This window comes from Agrobacterium sp. NPDC089420, assembly GCF_044900305.1.
Lineage (GTDB): Bacteria > Pseudomonadota > Alphaproteobacteria > Rhizobiales > Rhizobiaceae > Agrobacterium.
Genome location: NZ_JBJDMY010000011.1, coordinates 12094 through 37134, shown reverse-complemented (window position 1 = coordinate 37134; position 25041 = coordinate 12094). Strand labels below are relative to the sequence as shown.

Here is a 25041-nt window from a genome sequence, read left to right as displayed (position 1 = left end):
TCCGGCGCAAGTAAAATCTTTCAGTGTCGTCCGCCTTCCAGATAGGCGGCGCGCACCTGCGGATCGGCCAGCAGTTCCCTGCCCGAACCGCTCATCGTCACCTTGCCGTTGACCATCACATAGGCGCGGTCGGAAAGCTTGAGCGCCGCAAAGGCGTTCTGTTCCACCAGGAAGACGGTCAGCCCTTCCTCCTGGTTGAGCTTCTTGATCGCCTCGAAGATGCCCTTGACGATCAGCGGCGCGAGACCGAGCGACGGTTCGTCGAGCAACAGCAGCTTCGGCCGCGCCATCAGCGCGCGGCCGATGGAAAGCATCTGCTGCTCGCCGCCGGAAAGCGTGCCGCCGCGCTGGCTCTGGCGCTCCTTCAGGCGCGGGAACATCACGAAGATCTTCTCGACGTCTTCCTTGAAATATTTGAGGTTGTCGAGATTGGCGCCCATCTGCAGGTTTTCCAGCACCGTCATGCGCGGGAAAATCCGGCGGCCTTCCGGCGACTGGGCAATGCGCTTGCGCGCGATCAGGTGGGTCGGCAGCTGGGTAATGTCCTCGCCGTCGAAGATCACCTGGCCGGCACGCGCCTGCGGGCTGCCGCAGATGGTCATCATCAGGGTCGACTTGCCGGCGCCGTTGGCGCCGATCAGGCTGACGATCTCACCCCTGTTGACCTCGACATCGACACCGGCCAGAGCCCGGATATTGCCATAATAGGTTTCGACACCCTGGACTTTCAGAAGCGGTTCACCGGACATCAGGCCGCTCCTCCGTCGAGTTCTTCCGCAATCACGTCTTCCACTTCATCATCCTCGACACCCAGATAGGCGGCGATGACCTTCGGGTCGTTCTTCACATGGTCCGGCGTGCCGTCGGAAATCTTCTGACCATATTCCAGAACCACCACATGGTCGGAAATCTGCATCACCACGGACATGTCGTGCTCGATGAGAAGCAGCGACGTGCCTTCGTCGCGGATGCCGCGCAGCAACGTGTTGAGCGCCAGCGATTCCTTCGGATTGAGGCCGGCGGCCGGCTCGTCGAGGCACAGAAGCTCCGGCCCCGTGCACATGGCGCGGGCGATTTCCAGACGGCGCTGCGCGCCATAGGGCAGATCGCCGGCCGGATCGTCGGCGCGGTCGATCAGATCGGCCTTTTCCAGCCAGTATTTCGCCTTTTCGATCGAGGCATCCACCGCCCGCCGGTAAGCGGGCAGGCCGAGAAGGCCGAGGATCGTGTAACCCGAGGCCTTCATCAGCGCATTGTGCTGCGCCACCAGCAGGTTTTCCAGAACCGTCAGGCCCGAAAACAGCCGGATGTTCTGGAAGGTGCGCGCCACCTTCGCCTTCTTGGTGATTTCGAAATCCGGCAGGCGCTCGAGAAGATGCGCCTCGCCATTCTGCTGGCGCATGGTGATCATGCCCATGGTCGGCTTGTAAAAGCCGGTGATGCAGTTGAAGACCGTGGTCTTGCCCGCGCCGTTGGGGCCGATCAGCGCCGTGATCTCACCGCGCTTCGCCTCGAAGGAGAAGTCGTTGATGGCCATCAGACCACCGAAGCGCATCGACAGATGTTCGACCTTGAGGATCGTGTCGCCAGTTGTATTGGGTGCCATTGTTGCCGTTCCGGAAGCCATCAACCGTGACCTTCCTTGGTAAAGCTGCCGGACACGGCCTTGCGTTCTTTAAGGAAGGCCGTGGGTTCACGCGAGCCGACGAAGCCGCGCGGCTTGAACAGCATGACGATGACCATGGCAAGACCGAAGAGCAGCATGCGGTAGAGTTCCGGCGTGAAGTCGGGTCCGAAGACATGCTTCAGGAATTCCATTTCGCGCAGCAGCTCGGTGCCGCCGACCATGACGAGCGCCGCAATGGCTATACCCGTCAGCGAGCCCATGCCGCCGAGAACGACGATGGCGAGAATGACCGCCGATTCGAGGAACACGAAGCTTTCCGGCGACACGAAACCCTGGCGGGCAGCGAAGAAGGAGCCGGCAAAACCGCCGAACATCGCGCCCGTTGCAAAGGCGGTGAGCTTGGTGATGACGGTATCGATGCCGAGCGAACGGCAGGCGATCTCGTCCTCGCGCAGCGCTTCCCAGGCGCGGCCGATCGGCATGCGGCGCAGGCGGATGGTGACATAGGCCGTCAGCATGCACAGCAGCAGGATCACGTAGAACAGGAAGATCTTGTAATAGGCCGAGGACATCGACAGGCCGAAGGCCTTGGCGAAATTGTTCGGCGCGCCGACATCGAAGGACCAGATGCCGAAGACCGACGCCTTGGCGATGCCGGAAATGCCGAAGGTGCCCTTGGTCACATCCGTCCAGTTGAGGAGCACCAGGCGGATGATCTCACCGAAAGCGAGCGTCACGATCGCCAGATAGTCGCCGCGAAGTCTCAGAACCGGAAAACCGAGGATGATGCCCCAGAAGCCGGCAAGAATGCCGGCAAGCGGCAGCAGCACCCAGAAGGACAGGCCGAACTGGCTGGACAGCAGCGCATAGGAATAGGCGCCGACCGCATAGAAGGCGACGTAACCGAGATCGAGCAGGCCGGCCAGCCCGACGACGATGTTAAGGCCCCAGGCCAGCATCACATAGATCAGGATCTGGATGCCGAAATTGTCGACGAATTTCAGCGAGCCCTGGAAACCGAACAATTGCACGGCAATGACCGGATAAAGCAGCAGCAGTACCAGCGCCAGCTTCAGGAAGTGCTTGTGGAAAAAGCCCTTTTCCTCGGAGATTTCCAGAATGCCGGTCTTCGCCTTGGCGAGCCTGCGGCGGTCCAGCGACGGCTTGATGAAGCCGACCACGAGGAAACGGCCGACGGCGGCAACCGCGACGAAGATCGCCAGAAGCCCCCAGCGGGTGCCCCAGATCAGCTGGTTGTTGATGTCCTGATAGGTGACGATGCCGACATAAAGAATGAACATGCCGAACGAGATGAGGCCCGCAATCAGGCCCTCCTTCACGGCCGTCGCCATGATGCTCGGGCTGGAAGCGGCATTTTCGGAAGCGATATTGGTCATGGGATCACACCTTCTCGACTTCCGGACGACCAAGAATGCCGGTCGGCTTGAAGATCAGCACGAAAGCCAGGATGCCGAAAGCGGCGACATCCTTGTAGGCAATGGAGAAATAGGCCGACCACAACGATTCGATGAGACCGATCAGCAGGCCGCCGAGAACGGCGCCCGGAAGCGAGCCGATGCCGCCGAGAACGGCCGCGGTAAACGCCTTGACGCCGGGAATGAAACCGTCGCTGAAGGAGGCGACGCCATAATACATCAGATACATGGTGCCCGCGACAGCAGCGAGCGCCGCACCCATGATGAAGGTGATGGAAATCGTCTTGTCGACATCAACGCCGAGGAGAGCGGCCATCTTGCGATCCTGTTCGGTGGCGCGCTGCGCCCGGCCGAGCGGGGTCTTGTTGACGATATACCAGAAGGCGAAGAGCAGCACCGAGGTGACGACCATGATGATCAGCTGCTTCAGCGATACGGTAATGGCGCCGAAATGATAGCTTTCCGTCACCAAGGACGGGATCGGCTTGTTGCGCGGACCCTGCGTCACCTGGATGAAGTTGGACAGCGCGATCGACATGCCGATGGCCGTGATCAGCGGTGCAAGACGGAACGAACCTCGAAGCGGGCGATAAGCCACGCGCTCGATCACCCAGTTCCACAGGCCGGTCATCAGCATGGCGACGACCATCATCAAAAGCAGAAGCAGGGCCACCGGAATGCCGGCGACAAAGGATGTCACAATCAGAAAAACGATCAGCGCGGCGAAGCCGCCAAGCATGAAAATATCGCCATGGGCGAAGTTGATCATGCCGATAATGCCGTAAACCATCGTATAGCCGATAGCGATGAGGCCGTAGATCGATCCAAGAGTCAGCCCGTTGATGAGCTGCTGGATAAAATACTCCATGTCTTTCCCCCGGGCACGACCTCGAATGGGCCACGCCTCGTTATGTTAATTATGGGGGGAGCCCCTGCGGGCAGCCCCACTCGCAAAATGCATATCGTGTTCGTTAAAAATGTGAAGTCAAAAACGGGCGATCCTGCACAAAATTTGGAATTTCCACACGGACTGCCGCTTTCCCGATCAAAAGAGCCATGATTTTGGCAGGAAGTGCTGAAAAAATGACGGCCGGATGCTTATTTTAGCCTTGTCCGACGCCATTGTTTGACGGGCGGCGGGCAAAGGAGTAGCGACGTTGAGGATCGGAATATCCCGGTGCGGGATGGCAACGGCAAAGAGATGATCGACATATTGACGAAAGCGGCGCTGGACGCCGGGCAGGCCATCATGGCGGTCCACCGCGCCGGCCCGCATGTCTCCTACAAGGACGACTGCTCGCCGGTGACCGAGGCCGACCAGCGGGCCGAGGCGATCATTCTTTCGGCGCTCGCCGCCCATTTCCCGGAAATTCCCGTCATCGCCGAAGAGGCGGTGGCAAGCGGCATCCTGCCGGAAACCGGTGCGGAGTTCTTTCTGGTCGACCCGCTGGACGGAACCAAGGAGTTCATTTCCGGCAAGGACGATTTCACCGTCAATATCGCGCTTATCCGCAACGGCGTTCCGGTGGCCGGCGTGGTTTACGCCCCCTGCCGCGGACAGGCCTGGACCGGCCAGGGCGAGACGGCGGAAAAACTCGCCATTTCCGGCGACGGCGCGGTTCTCGCACGCCGCCCCATCCGGGCGCGCCGCCGCGGCGCCTCGCCCGTGGCACTGATCAGCCGCTCGCATTGCACCGCAAGGACGGAAGCCTTCGTGGCCGAACACGGGCTGAAGGACTGCATTTCCGTCGGCTCGTCGCTGAAATTCTGCATGCTGGCGGAGGGGGCCGCCGATATCTACCCCCGCTTCAGCCGCACCATGATGTGGGACACGGCCGCCGGCGACGCCGTGCTGCGCGCCGCCGGCGGCAGGACGCTCAATTGCGAGGGCAGGCCGCTTGCCTATGAGGTCAGGGGCGACGGCGAGGATGCGCTGGCCAATCCGGATTTCATTGCCGAGGGGGCAATGGCGGTGGAGATCGCGGGGTAACAGGCGCTCGGCGTTTCCTGCGGCTCTTGCTACCTGCGGCATTGGTTAGCTTCGGCGTATGTGGCTTTACCCCCCCTCTGCCCTGCCGGGCATCTCCCCCTCAAGGAGGGAGATCGGCAAGGCGCACTTTCACCACTCAATCCTCAGACATCGAGATGGCCGAGACACCGCCGCAAGTCGATCTCCCCCCTTGAGGGGGAGATGCCCGGCAGGGCAGAGGGGGGTAGGCCGCATACGCCGAAGCCCCAAAAAATCCCCATCCCGCCCCTCCCAAAAAAATAATTCCACCCCCGCTCATCCCCACCCCACGCCACCGCGTCACAATGCCCCGCAAACGACACCACAACGCGGAAGGCACATCATGACGGAACAGACGGCGAGACTTCGGCTTCCCTATATCCTCCCCTCGCAGGCCCAGAAACACGTCACCCACAACGAAGCCCTGCAAAGGCTCGACGCGATCGTGCAGCTCGTCGTCAGGGCCGTGGTCGCGGCACCGCCCGACAACGCGGCGGAAGGCGACTGCGTCCTCCTTTCCGCCGATGCCACCGGCGACTTTGCAGGCAAGGGCGGCAAGCTCGTCTTCCGGCAGGATGGCGCATGGTTGCTCATCACGCCGCAGCCCGGCTGGACGGCGTGGTTTGCGGCCGAAGCCAGATACCGGGTCCTGCAGGATGGGGCCTGGCGCGACATGGCCCTGCCGGCCAGCGGCCGGCTGGAAAGGCTGGGTATCGGCACGGAGGCCGACACCACCAACCGCTTGGCGCTCGCCTCCCCCGCCAGCCTCTTCACCCACGCGCTGGAAGACGGCAGCCACCGCATGACGATCAACAAGGCGGGCAAGGCCGATACCGCCTCGCTGCTGTTCCAGTCCGGCTGGAGCGGCCGGGCGGAAATGGGCCTTGCCGGCCATGACGGTTTTTCGATCAAGACCAGCGCGGATGGCGCCTCCTGGCACACGGCGCTGCTGTGCAGCGGCGACGGCCGGGTCTCGATGCCGAACCGCCCGCTTGCGGTTGTCGGCCTGCCGGCCGGCACGACAAAACCCGCCAGCGGCTCCGCCGCCGGGTTTTCCGTACTTTCCACTGCCGAAGGCGGCTTTGCGCTGGGTGATGCGGTGAGCGGCGGCGGGCGGGAACTCGTGGTTCCGGCAAAGGGCCTTTATCTGGCGGCCCTGATGCTCGCCGTGGTTTCCTCGTCCGGCCACCGGGTGACACTTTTCATCAATGGCGCGGCGGCCAGCTTCGGCATCACCGGCAATGCGTCGACGTCAGGCACATCGCAGTCGGCGACATCCATCCTTTCCCTCGATGCCGGCGACCGCCTGCGGCTGCAGCATGAGGGAACGGCGGAATTTGCCCAGGGCGGCGGAAAAACATGTCTTTCGCTTGCGGCGCTGTGAAGAAAGCAACCGATGGGCGAGGAAATTTGCGATTTTTGGAAAAATTTTTTCCCGACAAAATAAGGCGACTCGAACAAATCAGGCGAAACCGTTCAAATTCTTAATAAATTGTCACGAGCTGCTTAGGCAATTTTTAAAGGTACGGGGATAGAGTTCCCGTCATATGGTCTTGAGTTTGTATAGAGTGTCCAATGACCGAAATGATACGCCCACGAGTTAAATATGTCATCGGCCCCGATGGCAGCCCTCTGACGATTGCGGATCTTCCGCCTGCCAATACCCGTCGCTGGGTCATTCGCAGAAAGGCGGAGGTGGTTGCAGCGGTACGCGGTGGACTGTTGAGCCTCGAGGAAGCCTGCGAGCGTTATACGCTGACCGTCGAAGAATTCCTGTCCTGGCAGTCCTCGATTGCCGATCATGGCCTTGCCGGCCTGCGCACCACGCGCATTCAGCAATATCGCCACTAACACAGTGCGCCGGCGCGAAAACGCGCCCAGACCGAACTTCCAAGACGCCCCGCCGGATCATCGACGGGGCTTTCGGTTCAATGTCGGATCTCCCGTTCAAACGGCTTGACACGGCCGGCGATTGTCGCCGGTTTGTGTCCGCTGCGTTCGCTATCGTGCTGTTTCAATTCAGGCTGAAGCCGTTACAGTGGCGACAGTAAACAGCAATGCGGAGGCAGAGATCATGGACATCAAGACAACCGAAACCGGATCGCGCGGCGAATATTCGGCAACCCTCGACGGCCACAAGGCCGAGATGACCTATTCGCGCACCTCCCCCTCCCTCATCATCATCGACCATACCGGCGTGCCCGATGCGCTGCGCGGCAGGGGTGTGGGCCAGGCGCTTGCCGCCCATGCGATCGAGGAAGCCCGCAAGGGCGGCTGGAAAATCATTCCGCTCTGCCCCTTCTTCAAGGCCCAGACGCTGCGCCATGCCGACTGGGCGGATGTGATCCAGGGATAAGCCGCCAGAATAACCGCAAGCGTCGCGGCGTATTTCTTCTCCCCACGGGAGAGAGGAGACAGGCAGCAGACGCCCGATCCCTCACAACCGTTCAAAATATCGCGTCATTCATGAATGCGCGGCGGTCCGTCCGTCACGCCACCTTCAGCGGCGGCGTCCCGGCATGCATGCTCCTGCGGACTTCGTCACGGAATTCCAGCGTATCCTTTGCGCCATGCACCGCCACGGCATGTTGTACGGCTGCTTCCATAAGCTCCTCCGGAGAATCGGCGGAGATGGCGACGGTGCATCTGCTGTCACTGGGGAATTCGCGGCAATCTATATAGTGGCGGGCCATTTTTTCCTCCCTGAAATAGCCGCCCGCGCCCGCTTGAGGCGCGCGCGCAAAACTCCGGCTCATGGTCGGAACCCGCATAAAATACGCCTTTCCCCACCCTCGGACAATCGAAATGGCGGTTGCCCGTCAAGGCGCGAGACACCGGCGAGGCCGCAAAACAAAAGGCCGCTCTCCAAGGAGCGGCCTTTTTAAAAAAATGCATGGCGTCCCGTCATTGAAAGCTGCCTCCTGATCCACCGGCAGCCGTCAATGAGGACGATCTTCGTAAACTCCTGCGCCAATCGTCAGACGCGGGCGTCAGGCGCGGGCGCGGATCGCTCCGTCGCGGTTTTCGAGGGCCGCGGCCTTTTCATATTCGGCCTGCACCTCTTCCAGCGAAGCCTCGGCGGCTTCCTGCTGGGCCTTCAGCTCCCGGATCGAGACCTGAAGATTATCCGCCCGCTGGCGCGCGGCCTTGGCGAAGGTCGGATAGGCGAAATGCGTCGGATCGGTAATGCCCGACTTGCTCTCTTCCAGCGAGATCTGATGCACCAGTTCCTTGGCCATCCGCTCGAATTCGGACATCATCTGCTGCAACTGGTTCAGTTGCCGACGTTTTTCGTTGACCTGAAATTCCTTCAGGCGAACCAGGCTGTCACGCGACTTCATACGCAATACTCCATGGATAGCGAGACCCGGATCAAAAAGGCACTATGCCCCCCTGATCGGCCCGTTTAACCCGCCCGTTCAACCGGCCGGGTTAACCCGTTGTGCCGGAATGATTCCCAAAAGTTACCCGGCGTTAATAAAAAACCGCCGCCGTTAACCTTTCGTTTACGGGCATCGTTAATGATAACCACGATCATTTAAGGGTCGGTAAATGCCAGGTCCAAAAAAACGGACCCGACGATGTAAGAGTCGATTGAATCACTTAGCGGGAAATCCTCACGTTAAGCTTCAATTTTGGCGATGGTGGATTCACGTGCAAAAACAGCGAAATGCCTACTTTGCTTAATAAATTCGATACACCTTGCCAAAGGCAATTAGAATTTGTTAACCATTTGGTGGCAGCCTGCAAATCAGGCAACGTCTGGATCCGCATCGCGCGAGGCAATGATTTACCGGTTCGCGGGCGGCAAAGGGGATAATTATGCGGGTTCTACTGATTGAAGACGACAGCGCGACAGCGCAGAGCATTGAACTGATGCTCAAGTCGGAAAGTTTTAACGTCTACACGACCGACCTCGGCGAGGAAGGCGTGGACCTCGGCAAGCTCTACGACTACGATATTATTCTTCTCGACCTCAACCTGCCCGACATGTCGGGTTACGAGGTACTGAGAACGCTCCGCCTGTCCAAGGTCAAGACGCCGATCCTCATCCTCTCCGGCATGGCCGGCATCGAGGACAAGGTGCGCGGCCTCGGCTTCGGCGCCGACGATTACATGACGAAGCCGTTCCACAAGGACGAGCTTGTTGCCCGCATTCACGCCATCGTCCGCCGTTCCAAGGGTCATGCGCAGTCGGTCATTTCGACCGGTGAGCTGATCGTCAATCTCGATGCCAAGACGGTTGAAGTGGGCGGCCAGCGCGTTCACCTGACCGGCAAGGAATATCAGATGCTGGAGCTGCTGTCGCTGCGCAAGGGCACGACGCTGACCAAGGAAATGTTCCTGAACCACCTTTACGGCGGCATGGACGAGCCGGAACTGAAGATTATCGACGTCTTCATCTGCAAGCTGCGCAAGAAGCTGGCAAATGCTGCCGGCGGCGCAAACTACATCGAAACCGTCTGGGGTCGTGGTTATGTGCTGCGCGAGCCGGATGGCTCGACGGAATTCCTCGAAACCGCCTGATCCATCCCGGAACAGGACAGTTTTAAAAGACCCGCTGGAAACGGCGGGTTTTTTGTTGCGATTTCGAGGTCTCGTCCCCACCAATAGCCGCCAGCAAGAGCCTGACCACCCTTCGCCAAAGGAAACCGGCCCATGAACGACCCTATTCCCACGCTGCGGACCGAACGCCTGACATTGCGCCCGCAGACCATGGCGGACTTCCCCGCCTATCGCGACTTCATGGCGTCAACCCGCTCCCTCGGCGTCGGTGGACCATACGATCTACCGTCGACATGGGGCGTCTTTTGCCACGACATGGCCAACTGGCATTTCTTCGGCCATGGCGCGCTGATGGTGACGCTCGCCGAGACGGGTGACTGCATCGGCCAGGTCGGCATCAATCACGGTCCGCTGTTTCCCGAAAAGGAGCTGGGCTGGCTGCTTTATGACGGCCACGAAGGCAAAGGCTACGCCGCGGAAGCCGCAACGGTGCTACGCGGCTGGGCCTTCGAAACCCTGAAACTGCCAACGCTGGTCAGCTATGTTTCTCCGCGAAACAGGAGGTCCGCGGCCGTGGCCGAGCGTCTCGGCGGTGTTCTCGACCGATCCGCGCCGCGCCACGACCCCGACGATCTGGTGTATCGGTACGCCCCGCCCGGCATGGGCTGAACGGCCGGGACGCCGCGCACCACCGTCAGGTTGCAAGCGGGCATCCCTGCCTTTATCGCCGGATACCGTCCTGACGCAGCGCCTCATTCAGAAAGCCGCCGACCATCGCGGCGATTTGCACATGAAGGGCCGCGCGGTTCCTGCCGCCGCCGTCCCGGCAGACGAAACCTTCCCCGGGTGACAGCGCCTCGACGATTTTTTCGCCGTTCGCTTTGCAAAGCTGCATGAAGCTGAAATGGCTGGCATCCGGTATCTCGCGATAAACGGTTTTTGCCTTCGGCAGATTCCGGGCGACATATTCGGAATCGGCCTTGATGGCGGCAATCTCGGGCGTCTCCACACCGGCGGCGAGAACCAGAACCGGCACATCCACAGCCCGCAGCGTCTCCGGCAGAAAACCCGCGGCCGGGCCGAGGTCCAGCGCCACCACCGCGCGGATGCGGACATCCTTCAAATCCATCGAAAGGCGTGGATCGGCCTTGCCGCCGCCGACGATACCGGCTTTGGCCAGCAACCGCGGCGCCTTGCATTGCGGTGGCTTTTTCTCTCCATCGCAGTCCCTGAGCGCAAGTTCGGCGTCATAGCGCGCGCCGGCCAGCTCCATTGCGGTCCAGCCGCCGAGAGAATGGCCGATCACGGCGATACGCGTCCGATCGATTTCCCCGGCAAGCCGGTCGTCATCAAGCAGTGCCGTCAGCGTTCTGGTGATGTCCCGCGGCCGCTGCCACAGGGGCACGACCTCCGCCGCCTTCTCCTCGTCAAATGATTCGCCCGAATGATCCGGCGCGGCCACGACATAACCGTCCTTCACGAGCGCACCGGCAAGCCAGTTCAGATTGCGCCAGCTGCCGCCGAACCCGTGCGACAGCAGCACAAGCGGCCGCCGGCCGGCCGGAAAAGTGGCGCCGGGCTGAACCGCAAGACCGAAAAAGGCAGCGTTTTCACCCACGATTTCGCTTTTTGCCGATGGCGCGGACGGATACCAGAGCGACACGGCAAGCACCCGTTTACCGGCATGATCCGGCAATTCGATCTGCTTGAAACCGATGCTGCTTTCCGCCCCTGCGGCGGGAGCGATCAGGAGAACGGCCAGGAAGGCAAGGAGAAGATTGCGCATGGGATGCTCCAGGAGTTGATAGGGAGCAACCCTGGGTCAAACCGCCGCCCGCCGAGACCTGGAACAGGTTCCAGGCCGTGCTGAAACACGATCGAGACAGTACCGCGATCAAAAACATCCGCATGAAACAAGACAGCCGGACGGCTCTTCCGGGGCTCCCGCCCGCGCGGGGATGCCGGTGCTAAACCACTGAAATCCGCTCGAGCAGCCGCACGGGAGTGTCGCGGAACGCCGTATCGCGAAACGGCCGAAAGCCGAATCGGGCGGCGATCGCCAGCGAGGGGCTGTTCAGCGGATCGATCATGCAGACGGTCCGCTGCGAAATTCCGCGGCCGTCGAACCATCGGACCGCCGCCGTCACCGCCTCGGTCGCAACGCCGGTGCCGGTGAATGCGGCATCGATTTTCCACATGGCCTCGGGCACGGTATCGAAATCGGCCCCGTTTCCGCGCCGCATATGGGCAAAGCCCACCTCGCCCACGATGCGCCCCGTGGCACGCTCTTCCACCACGAAGGGACCGAATCCGAAAACGGACCAATGGCCGATGAACCGCAAAAGCCGGGCGAAAGCGAGCTCCGGCTCCAGCGGCGCGATCGACCGGACACCTTTCATCGGTGGAACATCCGCGCCCCAGAACGCGCGATAAAGCGCTTCATCCGCAATCGCATGCGGCCGCAGAACAAGGCGGTCGGTTGTCAGAAAGGTCATCAACATGCTCCCGAAACGAAAAAGGGCCGGTACGTCGACAGACGCGTCTCCAGCCCTTTCATCACGTCACATCCGCAATCGAGCGGTCACTCGGCAACCGTCTTTGCGGTAAACACGATACGGTCCTCGTGCACCTTGTATTCCACCGCCATGTTTGCCTCTTCCGCCAGAAGCAGCGTGTAATAGGGCTGCACGGAATGGGCGTCGACCGCCTCTTCCAGCCTGCCCTCGTAAATCTCCACGAACTTGGCCGGAACGCGCATCATCCGGCCCTTGACGGTGATTTCGAACTTGGCGTCCCCATCCGGGCTTTCCAGCAGCACATCGACATTGCCGCCACGCGGGATCGCGCCATAAGCGACGAGAAACAGGTTGAGCAGCAGCTTGACGCGGTTCTTCGCGACAATGGCGCGCGGACCGTTCCAGCTGACTTCCGCCTTCTTTTCGGCCTCGGCGAAATCCTTGGCGGCCTTTTCGGCCTCGCCGGTATCGATGGACGCGCCGGCGGAGCCGGACGCACCGAATGCAAGGCGGGCGAACTTCAGCCGCACGGATGCGTTAAGGGCCGAGGTGCGGATGAGATCGAGCGCATCGTCATCGGTGCCGCCCTCGTCGAGAAGTTCGAGGCCGTTATTGATGGCGCCGACAGGAGAAATAACGTCATGGCACACACGGCTGCACAGAAGAGCCGCCAGATCGGGACCGGACAGCGTGATATTGAGTTTGCTCGTCATAAAATTCTCTCCTGCGCAAGGGGGGCGCGGACGGTGTGGAAATTGTTAAGCCATAATGACACCATATTTGGTAAACCGATTGTTAATAGGATGGTTTCAAAATGCCAAATGCCTTAACAGGCCACACTGGAATCCTTCGCGTCCATTCTGACGCCACAAGGATGTTCCAGCATTTTTGAATCTTCGCATCGTGTCGAAAATCGATTCGGATTTTCGCGGCGATGCGCTAACGAAACAGACGGACGGACATGACGATGCGCCTTACGAAAACCCGCACCATTGCACGCCTCGGACTGGGAAAGATTTTCGCGCTCCTTGCGAGCCTCTTGCTGTGGGCCGCACCGGCCGCAGCCCAGAACAGCGATCAATATTCTTTCCAGGAAGTCGTGGATGCAGGCCACGGATTCTTCGGTGAAACCACCGGCGGCCTTGCCAAGGTGGTGGAGCGCGCCTTCCAGCAATACGGTCTTCCGAACGGTTACATTCTCGGGCAGGAAGGCTCCGGCGCCTTCGTCGCGGGCCTCACCTATGGCGAAGGCACGCTTTATACCAAGAATGCCGGCCAGCACCCCGTCTTCTGGCAAGGCCCCTCGCTTGGTCTCGATTATGGCGGCCAGGGCACCCGCGCCATGATGCTCGTCTACAACCTGCCTTCCGTCGATGCGCTTTACCGCCGTTACGGCGGCGTCAGCGGCTCCGCCTTCATCGTCGCCGGCGTCGGCATGACCTATCTGAAGAGCAGCGATGTCACGCTCGCGCCCATCCGCACCGGCATCGGCGCGCGCCTCGGCATCAATGTCGGTTACCTGAAACTCACCCAGCAGCCGACCTGGAATCCCTTCTGAGTCGCTGCCGTGAAGGGTTTGACGGGAAGCAGGGTTTGGCCGCTTGTTTCTTCTCCCCCTGGGTAGAAGAAACCACGGGCAGCGACATTGCCTCCGCGATTGCCGGGAGAAGCCCCTCCCCTCGGTTGCAAGAATAGCGTAACGTGTTTTCGCGCTCCTCTTTCCGAATGCGCGCGTATCTGAGTTTCGGAGACTGTCCCGCGTGATCGAATATGCCATTCTTTTCGGATTGGGTTTTCTCACCGCAACCCTGCTGGCCCTGTTGATCGCACCCGCGATCCACCGCCGCATCGTCGCCTATACGGAAAACCGCCTGCGCGCGACCATGCCCATCAGCCCGCAGGAAGTCCGCGCGCAGAAGGACATGGCGCGCGCGCTTTACGCCGCCGAAAACGCCAAGGTCCGCCAGGAACTGGAAACGGAACGGGAAAAGAACACCTCGCTGCGCCTCGCCAACGAGGCCGCCTCCAGTGACGCCTATCGCCTCGGCGAACAGAACCGCAGCCTGTCGCTGAAGATCGAGGAAATGACGCTGGAAATCGGTGAATTGCGCACCGGCCTCGATGCCAGCGAGGAACGCGCCGGCACGATTGCGGCAAGCCTTACGCAGCAGGAAGAGGCCGCCAACGAGCGCGCCAGCCAGATGGCCGACCTCACCGCCCGCCTCACCAATCTCACCCGCGAACTGGACGATTCGAAAATCCTCGCCGCCACCCGCGATCTGGAAGCCGAGCAGGCGAAACAGAGCGCCACGCGCTTGCGCAAGGAAGGCGAGACCGCCAGCCGCGAATTGCAGGATGTGGCGGCCCGCAACAAGGAGGCGATGAGCGCCGTTGCGCGCGAAAGCCGCAAGGTCACCCGGCTGGAGGAGCAGGTCGCCGCCCTCATGGCGAAAAATGCCGATCTCGACACGATGCTGACCTTGCGCAATCAGGAAGCCGCCCGCCTCAAGGAACAGCTTGCCGCAACCGGCGGCCGCGCCAACGACATGATCATCCGCCTGCCGAACCCGGCCGTGCCGGTCGAGAACGCGGCACCTCCGCCGCAACAGCCGGCCGCCGCGCCTGAAACCGCGCCCGCCATTGCCGCAGGGGCCGAACCGGCGGTCGCCGAAGAAGACACCCCGGCCTTGCCGGTTGTGGAGACGCCGCCGGCGCCGCAGCCGGACGGTCTGGAGCAGGAAATCGAGGATATTCGCAATCAGGGCACGGCGCTTACCGAACGCCTGCTGAACGTGCGCGGCACCGGCAATGACGAACCGATCCGCCGCGAAATCGCAAGGATCGCCGCCGAGATGATCGCGCTCACCGCCGCCCGCGAAGGCGAGACATCGCCCATTCCGGGGTTGCTGGCCAAGGCGTCAGGTTCGTCAGGGCGGGAGAGCCTTGCGAAGCGGGCGACAGTGGTGATGGAGAAGCGGAAACGCTAATTCGGTGGGTGCGGGATAGTCCGCCTCAGCGGGTGCGGTTTACCCCCCTCTGCCCTGCCGGGCATCTCCCCCTCAAGGGGGGAGATCGGCAGGAGGCTCTGCCACCGCTCCATTCGCAAAGGTTGAGACGGGCGAAACGCAACCACGAGTCGATCTCCCCCCTTGAGGGGGAGATGTCCGGCAGGACAGAGGGGGGTAAGCCGCATACGCCGCACGATCACACCCGCCCCATCGCCCCCGCCATCTGATAAAGCGCCAGCCCCGAAGCCGTCCCCGCATTCAAACTATCCAGCTGCGCCGACTGCGCAATCCGCGCCGTATGAAAACGCGACAGCACCGATTGCGGCAACCCCTCACCTTCCGTGCCAATCACCAGCGCCATCCGCTCGGATCGGGGAATGTCGCGAATCTCGGTCTCACCATTGGGCGAAAGGCTCCAGATCGCAAATCCGGCCTCCGAGAGCCGCTCCAGCATCTCCACCGCCCCACCGCCGCGATGCCAGGGAACCGACAGCACCGAGCCCACGGAAACCCGCAGCGCCTTGCGATAAAGCGGGTCGCAGCACGTCTCGTCCAAAAACACCGCATCGGCATAAAACGCCGCCGCATTGCGGAACATCGAACCCAGATTATCGTGATTGGAAATGCCGCAGCCGACGAGCACCAGCGACGAGGCGGGAAGTGCCGCCGTCATCTGCGCTAGCCCATCATCGCGCACCCGCCGCCCGAGCGCCAGAATTCCGCGATGCAGGTGGAAACCGACAATATTGTCCAGCACCGGCGCTTCGGCCACATAAACCGGAACCTCATCCGGAAAATCGGCAAGAATATCCGCAACGCCGGAAAGCCGGTTGCGCAGGATCAGGATGCTTTCCGCCGCAAAGGCGCCGCCCGCCTTGTGGGCGGCGGCCAGCATGCGCAACACCACCGTGCCTTCGGCAATGAAGCGGCCCTGCCGCCCGGTCAGGTCGCGCTCGCGAATGTCGCGAAAGGCGGCGATGCGCGGATCGGCCGGGTCTTCGACAGGGATCAGCGCCCGACCCTCAAGCGGGTTATTGACCTCACTGGCCATCGACCGTCACATCGGCCAGGAACCGGCCGCTGGAAACGTTGAAGACCAGCGCCTTGCGGGTGCCGTTGGCGAGCCGCCCGTAAAACAGCATGTCGCCGCCGGAATAGCTGACATTGTCGATCACAAAGCCCTGCGGCAGGCTTGCGGTGACGGCAACCGGCCCGTTGCCGGTCGGAACCGCAAGGTTCGGCGCTTCCGCCTGCGTCTGAACCGTTTTCGACGGCCCCATCGCCTTGTAGACAACCGCGCCGAAGACAGCCATAAGGCTGATGAACATCACGGAGCCCGACACGATCTGCAAACGGATCATCTTGCGGCGAACTTTTTCCATGGCCGGATCAAGCGGCTTGTCTTCCTGTTCGTCTGGCTCGATCTGCGTCATCGGGTTCCCTGAAATGCTGATGGATCGGAAAAATAAGAATGAACGACCCCTTTAAACAAGGCGGAGACGCAAGGAAAGTCCTGATTGCCGGCGAAGACGCCGCAGGCCGCCTCGATTCCTGGCTGGTGGGCGAAGTGGGCGGCGACTTCTCCCGCAGCCGCCTCAAGGCGCTGATCGAACAGGGCGCCGTCTCCATCAACGGCAATCCGGTGACGGAACCGAAAAAGAAGGTGCATCCGGGCGATCGCATCGAGATCGTCATGCCCGAGCCGGAAGACCCGGAACCCAAGGGCGAGGACATTCCGCTCGATGTGGAATATGAGGATGAAGACCTGATCGTGCTGGTCAAGCCCGCCGGTCTCGTCGTGCATCCGGGCGCCGGCAACTGGACCGGCACGCTGGTCAACGCCCTCATCCACCATTGCGGCGACAGCCTTTCCGGCATTGGCGGCGTCAGGCGGCCGGGCATCGTGCACCGGCTGGACAAGGAAACCTCCGGCGTCATGGTCGTGGCGAAGAACGACAATGCCCACCGCCATCTCGCCGCGCAATTTGCCGATCACGGCCGCACCGGGCCGCTGGAGCGGGCCTACAAGGCCGTCGTCTGGGGCCGCCCGCGCACCCTGCGCGGCACCATCGACGCCGCACTCGGCCGCGGCGCCGACCGCACCAAACGCGCGGTCAAGCACGAGGATTCGGACGATGCCCGCGAGGCGATCACCCATTACGAGGTGATGGAGCGTTACCATGAACGGCCGGACGCCACCTGCCTCGCCTCGATGGTGGAATGCCGGCTGGAAACCGGCCGCACCCACCAGATCCGCGTGCACATGGCCCATATCGGCCATCCGCTGATCGGCGATCCCGAATATGGCGCGGCCTTCCGCACCAAGGCGAACCTTCTCGAAGAGCCGGCCAAAAGCACCGTCCGCGGCTTTCCGCGCCAGGCGCTGCATGCCTATCTGCTCGCCTTCGAACACCCCCGCACGGGTGAGGTGATGGAGTTCGAAACCGACCTGCCGGACGACATGCAAATGCTGACCGCCGCGCTGCGTGGCTGAAAACCTGCAGGGCGCGGTCAAAAAACTGCGCCCTGCATTTTACCCGAAGCCCCCGATAATAAAAAAAGATTAGCGGATAGCGATATTCCGTAGTCGGTCCTTTTTGTAGACCGCCCCAATTTCGCTTCAATCGTCGCACCTCCTCGGCCGGCGCAAAGCTTGAAAGCACCACGGCAAAAGCCGTGGCCGCACAAGAGCTTGGCCAGAAAGACGCCGCAGGCAACGCCGTTCGTTCAATTCATACCGCCTTGAACGGAACGGCATGATGACGGGATCCATCGCGCATGAACATCGAAGACCGCCGGTTTATATTTCAGGATCTGCGCAGCGTCGAAGGTTATATCGACCCGCCCGATGCGCTTGTCTTCAAAGCGTTGCTGCAGGCGCAGACGAGAGGCGGTTTCGAAGGCGGCATGGCGGAAATCGGGGTCTATTATGGCCGCTCCTATTTCCTGATGCGCAAATTCGCGCAGACGCAGGAAAAGGTGCTGGGCGTCGACCTTTTCGATCTTGATCCGCCCGAGGATGGCAGCCTCGACCAATATGAGCGCCTGATGGAAAACGGCCGCCGGCTGGGTTTCGCCATGGATGGCGACCTGATCATCCGGGGTGACAGCACCCGGCTGGCGCCCGCCGACATCACCTCACGCATCGGCCCGGCGCGCTTCTTCAGCATCGATGGCGGCCACCATCTGCATCACGTGCTGGCCGACGCGAAACTGGCGATGGAGGTAATCGCCCCGCATGGCGTCATCGTTTTCGACGATACCTTCAACCCGGCCTGGCCGGAGGTGACGGTGGGCGTCGCCGATTTCCTGCGCACCCATGGCCACAGCCTGGTCTGCTTCGGCATGACCAAATACAAGACCTATGTCTGCCGCCGGGAATTTCACGCCACCTATGCCGGCGCGATTGCCGACGATCCCGATCTGCAGGCGCTTTCCCATGTCGAGACGCAGTTCCTCGGCTCGAAGGTGGTGCGCCTGCACAATCCCATGCGCCGAAGGCTCATGTATGAGCTGATGGTGCGCTCCGGCCTCGGCGGTTTTTCGGAACGAATCTACCGTTCGAAAGTTAAACAGGTCAGAGAAGGTGTGACCGGAACATAACGCATGTGTGAACGCAGCGTTCGCTTGAAACGCGGCGGACGCGTACATATCTGTCACATGGGTTCGTGCGGGGTCGGTAACGACCCGCAGCTTACGGTGTGCCTCCGGCGGGTAATCGCCAATTCAAAGAGGGTGCCGTTCCAGACCATAGATAAGGGGGTGCTTTATGGCCCGCAATAGTTTGCCTACGATTACGGCCGGCGAAGCCGGTCTCAATAGATATCTCGACGACATCCGCAAATTTCCGATGCTGGAGCCGCAGGAAGAATACATGCTTGGCAAGCGTTACGCCGAGCATGGCGACCGCGACGCCGCACACAAGCTCGTCACCAGCCATCTGCGTCTCGTCGCCAAGATCGCCATGGGTTACCGTGGTTATGGCCTGCCGATCGGCGAAGTCGTGTCCGAAGGCAATGTCGGCCTGATGCAGGCGGTCAAGAAATTCGATCCGGAACGCGGTTTCCGCCTCGCCACCTATGCCATGTGGTGGATCAAGGCCTCGATCCAGGAATATATCCTGCGCTCCTGGTCGCTGGTGAAGATGGGCACGACCGCCAACCAGAAGCGCCTGTTCTTCAACCTGCGCCGGCTGAAAGGCCGCATCCAGGCCATCGATGACGGCGATCTGAAGCCGGAGCACGTCAAGGAAATCGCGACGAAGCTGCAGGTTTCGGAAGAAGAGGTCGTCTCCATGAACCGCCGCCTGCACGGCGACGCCTCGCTGAATGCGCCGATCAAGGCGTCGGAAGGCGAGTCCGGCCAATGGCAGGACTGGCTGGTGGACGACCATGACAGCCAGGAAGACGTGCTGATCGAGCAGGACGAGCTGGAAACCCGCCGCCGCATGCTGGCCAAGGCCATGGGCGTGCTGAACGACCGCGAGCGCCGCATCTTCGAGGCCCGCAGGCTCGCCGAAGAGCCGGTGACGCTGGAGGAACTCTCCTCCGAGTTCGACATCAGCCGCGAACGCGTGCGCCAGATCGAGGTTCGCGCCTTCGAAAAGGTGCAGGAGGCCGTGCAGAAGGAAGCGCTTGAAGCGGCGCGCGCCTTGCGCGTGGTGGACGCGTAAGGCAGCTCGCTCTTGACGCCAATGCGCTGACCATGAATCATCCTCGGCCTTCGGCCGGGGATTTTTTGTTTGTAAAAGGCGGGCGATGGGAAATGGTCTGCCTCTGAGACCCGCGGTTGTGCTGGAGGAAAAGCGGTAGGGAGAATATCCTCGCTTCGGAGTATGCGGCTTACCCCCTTTGCCCTGCCGGGCATCTCCCCACAAGGAGGGAGATTGGCAAGACGCGCCCGCGTTGCGCTATCTCGACTGTCAGGAAAGGCGAAACCTTGCCGCGAGTCGATCTCCCCACCTGTGGGGGAGATGCCCGGCAGGGCAGAGGGGGGTGAGCCACACTCACCAACATCCCCAAAACCCACCACCCGACAAAGCAAAGACACCGCCGCGGCCATTCCATAAGCACGTCGCCCGTTGCCTTATAACAAAAGGGCGGCCTGAGCCGCCCTTAAATCATCACTGACCGCCAGCCGCCGGCGTCGACGCCGCCCATTCGCTGAGCGCCTTGTCGAAGGCGGCGATGCCGTCATTGCCCTTTTGCAGGGTCAGCAGCGCGCGCCGGCCGTTGCGGTACGAAACCGGAATGTCTATCCAGTTGCGGCTCTTCAGAAGTTCCAGATTGGTCTTCATCGCATCCGGGAAGTCGTTGAGCGCAATCATGTGGAAATCGTCGGTGATCTTGGCCGGAACCGCGATCAGGGCGTTGCCGCGATCCTGCTCGGTGCTCTTCATCGCGATGCGTTGGACGCTGTCGATCGCGCCGCCTTCGAAGCCGGGCGAAACCGAGAAGACGATCTCGATCAGATGGCTTGCCGGCAGCGACGGGTCGGTATTGCGCTTGAAGGTAATGAGCGCGCTGAGGCCGCGGCCGGGAACCGTGATCTGGCCCTGAACGGTCGGAGACGGCTTGCCGTCCGCATCATTTTCCTGCTGCAGCGACCAGGAAACGCTGCCCTGGATGGCGGTCGGCACCGTCTGGCCCAGCACTTCCTCATAAAGGAACATGCGGTCGCCGGTGGCGGTAGCGGCAGGCTGCTGCGTCGGCGGCGTTCCGGCCGGCGCACCGGCATTGTTGGCCGGAGCCTCGCCCGCAGGCGTCGGCGCGACATTCTGCTCATAGACCGACTGGCCTTCGGCGGTCACCGGCTGGCCGTTCGCGCCCGGGGCTGGCCCTTCGTCACGCTCGGTGCCGTCGGCCAGAAGCCGCTGGGTGAACTTGGTGCCGGTGACGGAACCGTCATCGCCATGGGTCGGCGTCTGATGGTTGGTCGGATTGGCCGCCTGCTGCTGTCCGGTGGCGGCCGGCTGCTGGGTTGCCGGCGGCGTCGATGTCTGCGCCTCGCCCGTATTGGCCGGAGGCGTTTGGGTCTCGCCGCCTTTCTGGGCCGATTGCACCAGCCCGCCGACCATGTCGTTCAAGGCATCGCGGTTCATCCACAGCGCATAACCGCCGCCCGCCAGAAGCCCGGCGCCGACAAGCGCCAGCACCAGCGACGCATAGTTTCGGCGCGGTTTCTTCTTGACCATATAGGCAGGCGTCGCGGCACCCGCACCCACGGCGGGCGTTTCGTCCGCACCCGCACGGGCGGACGACGACGCACCGTCATAACCGATCAGCTCGTCCAGATCGTCCCAGGGCGTGCGTTCCTTGTTGTCCTTGGCCTGCGCCTGATCGCCGAAGGGATCGTTGTCGGCACGCGGCAGCGCCGGCGCATCCTTTGCAGGAATGGCAATATCCGTATCCTGGAAATAGGACGAGAAATCCTCGACGACGGCCGGTTTTTTCTGGCTCGCATCGTCCGCCCGGCGCGGTTCGGAAAAATCGTCCTGAACACCGAACACCGGATCGTGGCCGACCGCGGCAGCATGACCGAAACGGTCATCCGCATCACCCTTGTCCGGCTCGAAATTCACCGCCGGTTCCTGGTAGTGCTGCGCGGCATAACCGGCAACCAGCGGGCGCTCGTCCGTTTCGGCACGCACGTCGGCATAGTCGTCGGCGGGATGGACATCGTCGGCCTGCGTTTCGTCCAGCTTGCGCCAGTCGTCTTCATCCACCGGCTTTGCCCAATGGGCGGGAACGGACGCATCCTCTTCGCGCGGCGCGGTCTCGAATTCGCGATCGTGCTCATCGGCCGAGCGATAGGCCGGCTCTTCCTCCACGCGGGTGAAATAGGTTCCGTGCGTTTCATCGGCAACGACAGCGATGGGAGCCGCAGGCGCGGGCGCGTCATAAAGCTCTTCCGGCGCGCGCTCTTCCTCATGCCGCTTGTCGCGCTGTTCCTCGTGAACCTCTTCGTCCGGTTCCGGGACAGTGGAAACCGGCGTCGCGTGATGCGGTTCTTCGGCGGCGGGCTCGTCATAAGCGGGCTCGGGCTCTTCAGCCTCAGCCCGCACCGGCTCCTCGTCCACGGGCTCGGCGGCATGGGCCGCGCGGTCCTCGTCGATCTCGTGCTGATGGTAAGGCGCTGCGGCCTCTTCGGCAGCAGGGGAGAATGCCTCGTCCTCCTCCAGTGCCGGCAGCGCCTCGGCATATTCGCTGTCCACCTCGGCAATGGCGGCGTCCAGCTTGGCGATCTGCCGGCGCAACAGTTCTTCCGGCGGACGTGGCTTCATATTCTCGAGTTGGCGCACAACCGCACTGCGCGCCTTGTCGTAAACCTTCGCCCGGTTTTCGGGAGTATTGTTCGCCAAGCCATCCACGGCCTTGCGAATGACTGCTACAAAATCCGCCATAAGCACTTTCTCGTCGTGACCGGCGACGTACCGGCCCGATATGGTTTATGAATCTAGATCGCCGAGGACATTAATCCTCAAACGGATCAGTCACAAGTATCGTGTCGTCACGCTCCGGACTTGTCGACAGAAGCGCAACAGGCGCTCCGATCAATTCCTCGACCTGACGGACATATTTGATTGCCTGAGCAGGCAAATCCGCCCATTTTCGGGCACCGACTGTCGATTCCTTCCAGCCTTCCAGCGTGATGTAGATCGGCTCGACCCGCGCCTGCGCGCCCTGGCTTGCCGGAAGATGGTCGATTTCCTGACCGTCCAGCCTGTAGCCGACGCAGATTTTCAGCTCGTCGAGACCGTCAAGCACGTCGAGCTTGGTGAGCGCGATGCCGGTAATACCGTTGGTGGCGACCGACTGGCGCACCAGCGCGGCATCGAACCAGCCGCAGCGGCGCTTGCGGCCGGTGACGGTGCCGAATTCATGACCCTTTTCGCCGAGGAACTGGCCGATCTCGTCATTCAGCTCGGTCGGGAACGGGCCTTCGCCGACGCGGGTGGTGTAAGCCTTGGTGATGCCGAGAATGTAACCCAGCGAACCCGGACCCATGCCCGAACCGGCGGCGGCCTGGCCGGCAACCGTGTTGGAAGAGGTCACATAGGGATAGGTGCCGTGGTCGATATCGAGCAGCGAACCTTGAGCGCCTTCGAACAGGATGCGCGCGCCGGCGCGGCGCTTCTTGTCGAGCAGCAGCCAGACGGTTTCGCTGAAGGGCAGGATGCGCTCGGCAATCGAGCCAAGCTCTTCCATGATCGTCTCATGCGAGACTTCGGTTGCACCGAAACCGCGGCGAAGCGCGTTGTGATGCGTCAGAATACGGTCGACCTTGGCGGAGAGCGCCTCCATGTCGGCGAGATCCATGACGCGGATGGCGCGGCGGCCGACCTTGTCTTCATAGGCCGGGCCGATGCCGCGGCGGGTGGTGCCGATCTTGGTGCCGCTGTTGGAGGCGGCGTCTTCGCGCATGCCGTCCAGCTCGCGGTGCAGCGAAAGAATGAGGGTGGCATTATCGGCAATGCGCAGGTTTTCCGGGGTCACCTTGACGCCCTGCGCTTCCAGACGGCCGATTTCAGCAATCAGCGCATGCGGATCGACCACGACGCCATTGCCGATGACGGCGAGCTTGCCGGGACGCACGACGCCGGACGGCAGAAGCGAAAGCTTGTAGCTGATGCCATCGATGACAAGCGTATGGCCGGCATTATGGCCGCCCTGATACCGCACGACGACATCTGCCCGCTCGGACAGCCAGTCGACAATCTTGCCTTTGCCTTCGTCGCCCCATTGCGAGCCGACCACCACAACATTCGTCATTTCTTGCTTTCCTGCTCATGGCGCTTGCGCGCCCGATAACCCGATGGGAAACCCAAACCCGCGAATGTATACTGTGTTGTTTTACGGAAAGCGACCCTGTTTCTTATGGAGAATTTTGCTTTTTCCGTGACAAGGCGCGGATTTCCCGCATTATCTCGCCCCGTGGGGGCCAAGCACGGGCGCAAGGCCGCCATTCACCCCTTAGCCGTTTTCCCCTCCCTTGCAGAAGCGAAACATCAGCGTGCCTTCGAAAGCCTATATCGCCCTCATCATCGCCACGCTCTGCTGGGGCGGCAACACTGTCGCCGGCAAGCTTGCCGTCGGCCATATCAGCCCCATGGCCTTCACCTTCCTGCGCTGGGTCCTCGCCGTCGCCATCATCTTCGCCATCTCCGTGCCGCAGCTCATCAAGGACTGGCCGGTGGTGAAACAGCGCCTGCCCTATTTCTTCGTGCTCGGCAGCGTCGGTTACACCGCCTTCAACGTGTTTCTCTACACGGCCCTGCAGCACACCTCGGCCATCAACGCCGCCGTCATCCAGGCCGGCATTCCGATGGTCATCTTCCTCCTGAACTTCATGCTGTTCCGCACCCGTGTACTCTTTGGCCAGATCGCCGGCTTCTGCCTCACCATCGCCGGCGTGGCGCTGCTCGCCTCCCATGGCGATCCGGTCTCGCTGCTGCAGCTGGAAATGAATGTCGGCGACGCCATCATGCTGCTCGCCGTCCTGGTCTATGCCATCTACACCGTCATCCTGCGCTGGAAACCCGCCGTCGACTGGCGCACGCTGATGGCCATTCCCGCCTTTTTCGCCCTTCTCACCTCGGTGCCGCTGGTCTTCTGGGAGATTTCCCGCGACAGCGTCGTCTGGCCGGATCAGAAGGGCTGGGTGCTGGTGGTCTATGCCGCCATTTTTGCGTCACTCGTCGCGCAGATTCTCTACATCAAGGGCGTGGAACAGATCGGCGCCAACCGCGCCGGCCTTTTCATCAACCTCGTACCCGTCTTCGGCACATTGCTGTCGGTTGTCGTCCTCAGCGAGACCCTGCATACCTACCAGATCATCGCCCTCGTCATGGCGCTGGCCGGCATCGCCGTCGCGGAACGAAAAAAATCGCCGGCTTCCTGACCCCGTAAGGTCAGGAAAACCGGCGCAGTCTGGCAGGCAT

Annotated in this window: 25 protein-coding genes; 12 read left to right on the top strand and 13 right to left on the bottom strand. The window is 61.8% G+C overall.

The window, feature by feature from the left end:
* Positions 1-20: 20 nt before the first annotated feature.
* Genes ACI2KA_RS17200 through ACI2KA_RS17185 form a run of 4 tightly spaced genes read right to left on the bottom strand, consistent with a single transcriptional unit; the run spans position 21 to position 3931 of the window.
* A complete protein-coding gene (locus ACI2KA_RS17200) occupies positions 21-749 on the bottom strand; it encodes an ABC transporter ATP-binding protein (protein ID WP_404503675.1) in 729 nt (242 codons plus the stop codon).
* Positions 749-1627, bottom strand: coding sequence for an ABC transporter ATP-binding protein (locus tag ACI2KA_RS17195; RefSeq protein ID WP_404503674.1), 879 nt, complete (start codon positions 1625-1627; stop codon positions 749-751). The genes ACI2KA_RS17200 and ACI2KA_RS17195 overlap by 1 nt, the downstream gene beginning before the upstream one ends.
* Positions 1627-3024, bottom strand: coding sequence for a high-affinity branched-chain amino acid ABC transporter permease LivM (gene livM / locus ACI2KA_RS17190; RefSeq protein WP_404503673.1), 1398 nt, complete (start codon positions 3022-3024; stop codon positions 1627-1629). Before livM ends, ACI2KA_RS17195 begins: the two co-directional genes overlap by 1 nt.
* Positions 3025-3028: 4 nt before the next feature.
* Entirely contained in the window at positions 3029-3931 is a 903-nt protein-coding gene (locus ACI2KA_RS17185; RefSeq protein ID WP_004443357.1) for a branched-chain amino acid ABC transporter permease, read from the bottom strand.
* Between the two features lie 333 nt (positions 3932-4264).
* Here ACI2KA_RS17185 and cysQ point away from each other — a divergent pair, with 333 nt between their 5' ends.
* From cysQ to ACI2KA_RS17165, 4 genes are all read left to right on the top strand, one after another.
* Positions 4265-5053 carry a 3'(2'),5'-bisphosphate nucleotidase CysQ gene (gene cysQ / locus ACI2KA_RS17180; RefSeq protein ID WP_404503818.1) on the top strand — a complete coding sequence of 263 codons (789 nt, stop codon included), beginning with the start codon at positions 4265-4267 and terminating at the stop codon, positions 5051-5053.
* A gap of 361 nt (positions 5054-5414) precedes the next feature.
* The gene (locus ACI2KA_RS17175) at positions 5415-6455 is read left to right on the top strand and encodes a DUF2793 domain-containing protein (protein ID WP_404503672.1); all 1041 of its coding nucleotides are present in this window, start codon (positions 5415-5417) and stop codon (positions 6453-6455) included.
* A gap of 191 nt (positions 6456-6646) precedes the next feature.
* Positions 6647-6922 carry a DUF1153 domain-containing protein gene (locus tag ACI2KA_RS17170; RefSeq protein WP_003491799.1) on the top strand — a complete coding sequence of 92 codons (276 nt, stop codon included), beginning with the start codon at positions 6647-6649 and terminating at the stop codon, positions 6920-6922.
* Positions 6923-7145: 223 nt separating this feature from the next.
* Positions 7146-7427, top strand: a complete 282-nt coding sequence (locus tag ACI2KA_RS17165; protein WP_404503671.1) for a GNAT family N-acetyltransferase — start codon at positions 7146-7148, stop codon at positions 7425-7427.
* 133 nt (positions 7428-7560) lie between these two features.
* Here ACI2KA_RS17165 and ACI2KA_RS17160 read toward each other — a convergent pair whose 3' ends face one another.
* Together ACI2KA_RS17160 and ACI2KA_RS17155 are read right to left on the bottom strand one after the other, a co-directional pair.
* Positions 7561-7764, bottom strand: a complete 204-nt coding sequence (locus ACI2KA_RS17160; protein WP_404503670.1) for a DUF1059 domain-containing protein — start codon at positions 7762-7764, stop codon at positions 7561-7563.
* 297 nt (positions 7765-8061) lie between these two features.
* Entirely contained in the window at positions 8062-8412 is a 351-nt protein-coding gene (locus ACI2KA_RS17155) for a flagellar export protein FliJ (protein WP_003491821.1), read from the bottom strand.
* Between the two features lie 481 nt (positions 8413-8893).
* Between ACI2KA_RS17155 and ctrA the strand changes: the two genes are divergently transcribed.
* Complete coding sequence (gene ctrA, locus ACI2KA_RS17150; protein WP_065114065.1) at positions 8894-9598, top strand: response regulator transcription factor CtrA; 705 nt, start codon at positions 8894-8896, stop codon at positions 9596-9598.
* Between the two features lie 132 nt (positions 9599-9730).
* Complete coding sequence (locus ACI2KA_RS17145; protein ID WP_404503669.1) at positions 9731-10246, top strand: GNAT family N-acetyltransferase; 516 nt, start codon at positions 9731-9733, stop codon at positions 10244-10246.
* Positions 10247-10298: 52 nt separating this feature from the next.
* Here ACI2KA_RS17145 and ACI2KA_RS17140 read toward each other — a convergent pair whose 3' ends face one another.
* The 3 genes from ACI2KA_RS17140 to chpT all read right to left on the bottom strand — a co-directional run bounded on the left by ACI2KA_RS17140 (position 10299) and on the right by chpT (position 12806).
* Positions 10299-11363 (bottom strand): alpha/beta hydrolase family protein, encoded by a 1065-nt coding sequence (locus ACI2KA_RS17140; RefSeq protein ID WP_404503668.1) that lies wholly within the window; start codon positions 11361-11363, stop codon positions 10299-10301.
* Positions 11364-11544: 181 nt separating this feature from the next.
* Positions 11545-12072: a GNAT family N-acetyltransferase gene (locus ACI2KA_RS17135; RefSeq protein ID WP_404503667.1), complete on the bottom strand. Its 528-nt coding sequence runs from the start codon at positions 12070-12072 to the stop codon at positions 11545-11547.
* A gap of 86 nt (positions 12073-12158) precedes the next feature.
* Positions 12159-12806, bottom strand: a complete 648-nt coding sequence (gene chpT / locus ACI2KA_RS17130) for a histidine phosphotransferase ChpT (RefSeq protein ID WP_110756291.1) — start codon at positions 12804-12806, stop codon at positions 12159-12161.
* A gap of 248 nt (positions 12807-13054) precedes the next feature.
* Here chpT and ACI2KA_RS17125 point away from each other — a divergent pair, with 248 nt between their 5' ends.
* Positions 13055-13651 (top strand): DUF1134 domain-containing protein, encoded by a 597-nt coding sequence (locus tag ACI2KA_RS17125; RefSeq protein ID WP_404503666.1) that lies wholly within the window; start codon positions 13055-13057, stop codon positions 13649-13651.
* 202 nt (positions 13652-13853) lie between these two features.
* On the top strand, positions 13854-15080 hold the full coding sequence (locus ACI2KA_RS17120) for a hypothetical protein (protein WP_404503665.1): 1227 nt from the start codon (positions 13854-13856) through the stop codon (positions 15078-15080).
* 217 nt (positions 15081-15297) lie between these two features.
* Here ACI2KA_RS17120 and ACI2KA_RS17115 read toward each other — a convergent pair whose 3' ends face one another.
* Positions 15298-16152, bottom strand: coding sequence for a TrmH family RNA methyltransferase (locus ACI2KA_RS17115; RefSeq protein WP_404503664.1), 855 nt, complete (start codon positions 16150-16152; stop codon positions 15298-15300).
* Positions 16142-16534, bottom strand: a complete 393-nt coding sequence (locus ACI2KA_RS17110; protein ID WP_404503663.1) for a hypothetical protein — start codon at positions 16532-16534, stop codon at positions 16142-16144. The genes ACI2KA_RS17115 and ACI2KA_RS17110 overlap by 11 nt, the downstream gene beginning before the upstream one ends.
* A gap of 38 nt (positions 16535-16572) precedes the next feature.
* Here ACI2KA_RS17110 and ACI2KA_RS17105 point away from each other — a divergent pair, with 38 nt between their 5' ends.
* The 3 genes from ACI2KA_RS17105 to rpoH all read left to right on the top strand — a co-directional run bounded on the left by ACI2KA_RS17105 (position 16573) and on the right by rpoH (position 19773).
* The gene (locus ACI2KA_RS17105) at positions 16573-17595 is read left to right on the top strand and encodes an RluA family pseudouridine synthase (RefSeq protein WP_404503662.1); all 1023 of its coding nucleotides are present in this window, start codon (positions 16573-16575) and stop codon (positions 17593-17595) included.
* 284 nt (positions 17596-17879) lie between these two features.
* A complete protein-coding gene (locus ACI2KA_RS17100) occupies positions 17880-18704 on the top strand; it encodes a class I SAM-dependent methyltransferase (protein ID WP_404503661.1) in 825 nt (274 codons plus the stop codon).
* Positions 18705-18870: 166 nt separating this feature from the next.
* Positions 18871-19773 (top strand): RNA polymerase sigma factor RpoH, encoded by a 903-nt coding sequence (gene rpoH, locus ACI2KA_RS17095; protein WP_404503660.1) that lies wholly within the window; start codon positions 18871-18873, stop codon positions 19771-19773.
* A 450-nt stretch (positions 19774-20223) separates the two neighbouring features.
* Here rpoH and ACI2KA_RS17090 read toward each other — a convergent pair whose 3' ends face one another.
* A complete protein-coding gene (locus ACI2KA_RS17090) occupies positions 20224-22503 on the bottom strand; it encodes a hypothetical protein (protein WP_404503659.1) in 2280 nt (759 codons plus the stop codon).
* A 70-nt stretch (positions 22504-22573) separates the two neighbouring features.
* Positions 22574-23872: an adenylosuccinate synthase gene (locus ACI2KA_RS17085; RefSeq protein ID WP_404503658.1), complete on the bottom strand. Its 1299-nt coding sequence runs from the start codon at positions 23870-23872 to the stop codon at positions 22574-22576.
* 241 nt (positions 23873-24113) lie between these two features.
* Between ACI2KA_RS17085 and ACI2KA_RS17080 the strand changes: the two genes are divergently transcribed.
* Positions 24114-25001, top strand: coding sequence for a DMT family transporter (locus ACI2KA_RS17080; protein ID WP_404503657.1), 888 nt, complete (start codon positions 24114-24116; stop codon positions 24999-25001).
* Positions 25002-25041: the final 40 nt, after the last annotated feature.

Bases quoted from the DNA above. Each gene is read 5' to 3' on its own strand.
- ACI2KA_RS17085 (WP_404503658.1), bottom strand. From the start codon at position 23,872: ATGACGAATGTTGTGGTGGTCGGCTCGCAATGGGGCGACGAAGGCAAA.
- ACI2KA_RS17145 (WP_404503669.1), top strand. From the start codon at position 9,731: ATGAACGACCCTATTCCCACGCTGCGGACCGAACGCCTGACATTGCGC.
- ACI2KA_RS17110 (WP_404503663.1), bottom strand. From the start codon at position 16,534: ATGACGCAGATCGAGCCAGACGAACAGGAAGACAAGCCGCTTGATCCG.
- ACI2KA_RS17115 (WP_404503664.1), bottom strand. From the start codon at position 16,152: ATGGCCAGTGAGGTCAATAACCCGCTTGAGGGTCGGGCGCTGATCCCT.
- ACI2KA_RS17155 (WP_003491821.1), bottom strand. From the start codon at position 8,412: ATGAAGTCGCGTGACAGCCTGGTTCGCCTGAAGGAATTTCAGGTCAAC.
- ACI2KA_RS17185 (WP_004443357.1), bottom strand. From the start codon at position 3,931: ATGGAGTATTTTATCCAGCAGCTCATCAACGGGCTGACTCTTGGATCG.
- ACI2KA_RS17170 (WP_003491799.1), top strand. From the start codon at position 6,647: ATGACCGAAATGATACGCCCACGAGTTAAATATGTCATCGGCCCCGAT.
- ACI2KA_RS17090 (WP_404503659.1), bottom strand. From the start codon at position 22,503: ATGGCGGATTTTGTAGCAGTCATTCGCAAGGCCGTGGATGGCTTGGCG.
- livM (WP_404503673.1), bottom strand. From the start codon at position 3,024: ATGACCAATATCGCTTCCGAAAATGCCGCTTCCAGCCCGAGCATCATG.
- ACI2KA_RS17125 (WP_404503666.1), top strand. From the start codon at position 13,055: ATGACGATGCGCCTTACGAAAACCCGCACCATTGCACGCCTCGGACTG.
- chpT (WP_110756291.1), bottom strand. From the start codon at position 12,806: ATGACGAGCAAACTCAATATCACGCTGTCCGGTCCCGATCTGGCGGCT.
- ACI2KA_RS17105 (WP_404503662.1), top strand. From the start codon at position 16,573: ATGAACGACCCCTTTAAACAAGGCGGAGACGCAAGGAAAGTCCTGATT.
- ACI2KA_RS17200 (WP_404503675.1), bottom strand. From the start codon at position 749: ATGTCCGGTGAACCGCTTCTGAAAGTCCAGGGTGTCGAAACCTATTAT.
- ACI2KA_RS17100 (WP_404503661.1), top strand. From the start codon at position 17,880: ATGAACATCGAAGACCGCCGGTTTATATTTCAGGATCTGCGCAGCGTC.
- rpoH (WP_404503660.1), top strand. From the start codon at position 18,871: ATGGCCCGCAATAGTTTGCCTACGATTACGGCCGGCGAAGCCGGTCTC.
- ctrA (WP_065114065.1), top strand. From the start codon at position 8,894: ATGCGGGTTCTACTGATTGAAGACGACAGCGCGACAGCGCAGAGCATT.
- ACI2KA_RS17160 (WP_404503670.1), bottom strand. From the start codon at position 7,764: ATGGCCCGCCACTATATAGATTGCCGCGAATTCCCCAGTGACAGCAGA.
- ACI2KA_RS17140 (WP_404503668.1), bottom strand. From the start codon at position 11,363: ATGCGCAATCTTCTCCTTGCCTTCCTGGCCGTTCTCCTGATCGCTCCC.
- ACI2KA_RS17175 (WP_404503672.1), top strand. From the start codon at position 5,415: ATGACGGAACAGACGGCGAGACTTCGGCTTCCCTATATCCTCCCCTCG.
- cysQ (WP_404503818.1), top strand. From the start codon at position 4,265: ATGATCGACATATTGACGAAAGCGGCGCTGGACGCCGGGCAGGCCATC.
- ACI2KA_RS17135 (WP_404503667.1), bottom strand. From the start codon at position 12,072: ATGACCTTTCTGACAACCGACCGCCTTGTTCTGCGGCCGCATGCGATT.
- ACI2KA_RS17195 (WP_404503674.1), bottom strand. From the start codon at position 1,627: ATGGCTTCCGGAACGGCAACAATGGCACCCAATACAACTGGCGACACG.
- ACI2KA_RS17165 (WP_404503671.1), top strand. From the start codon at position 7,146: ATGGACATCAAGACAACCGAAACCGGATCGCGCGGCGAATATTCGGCA.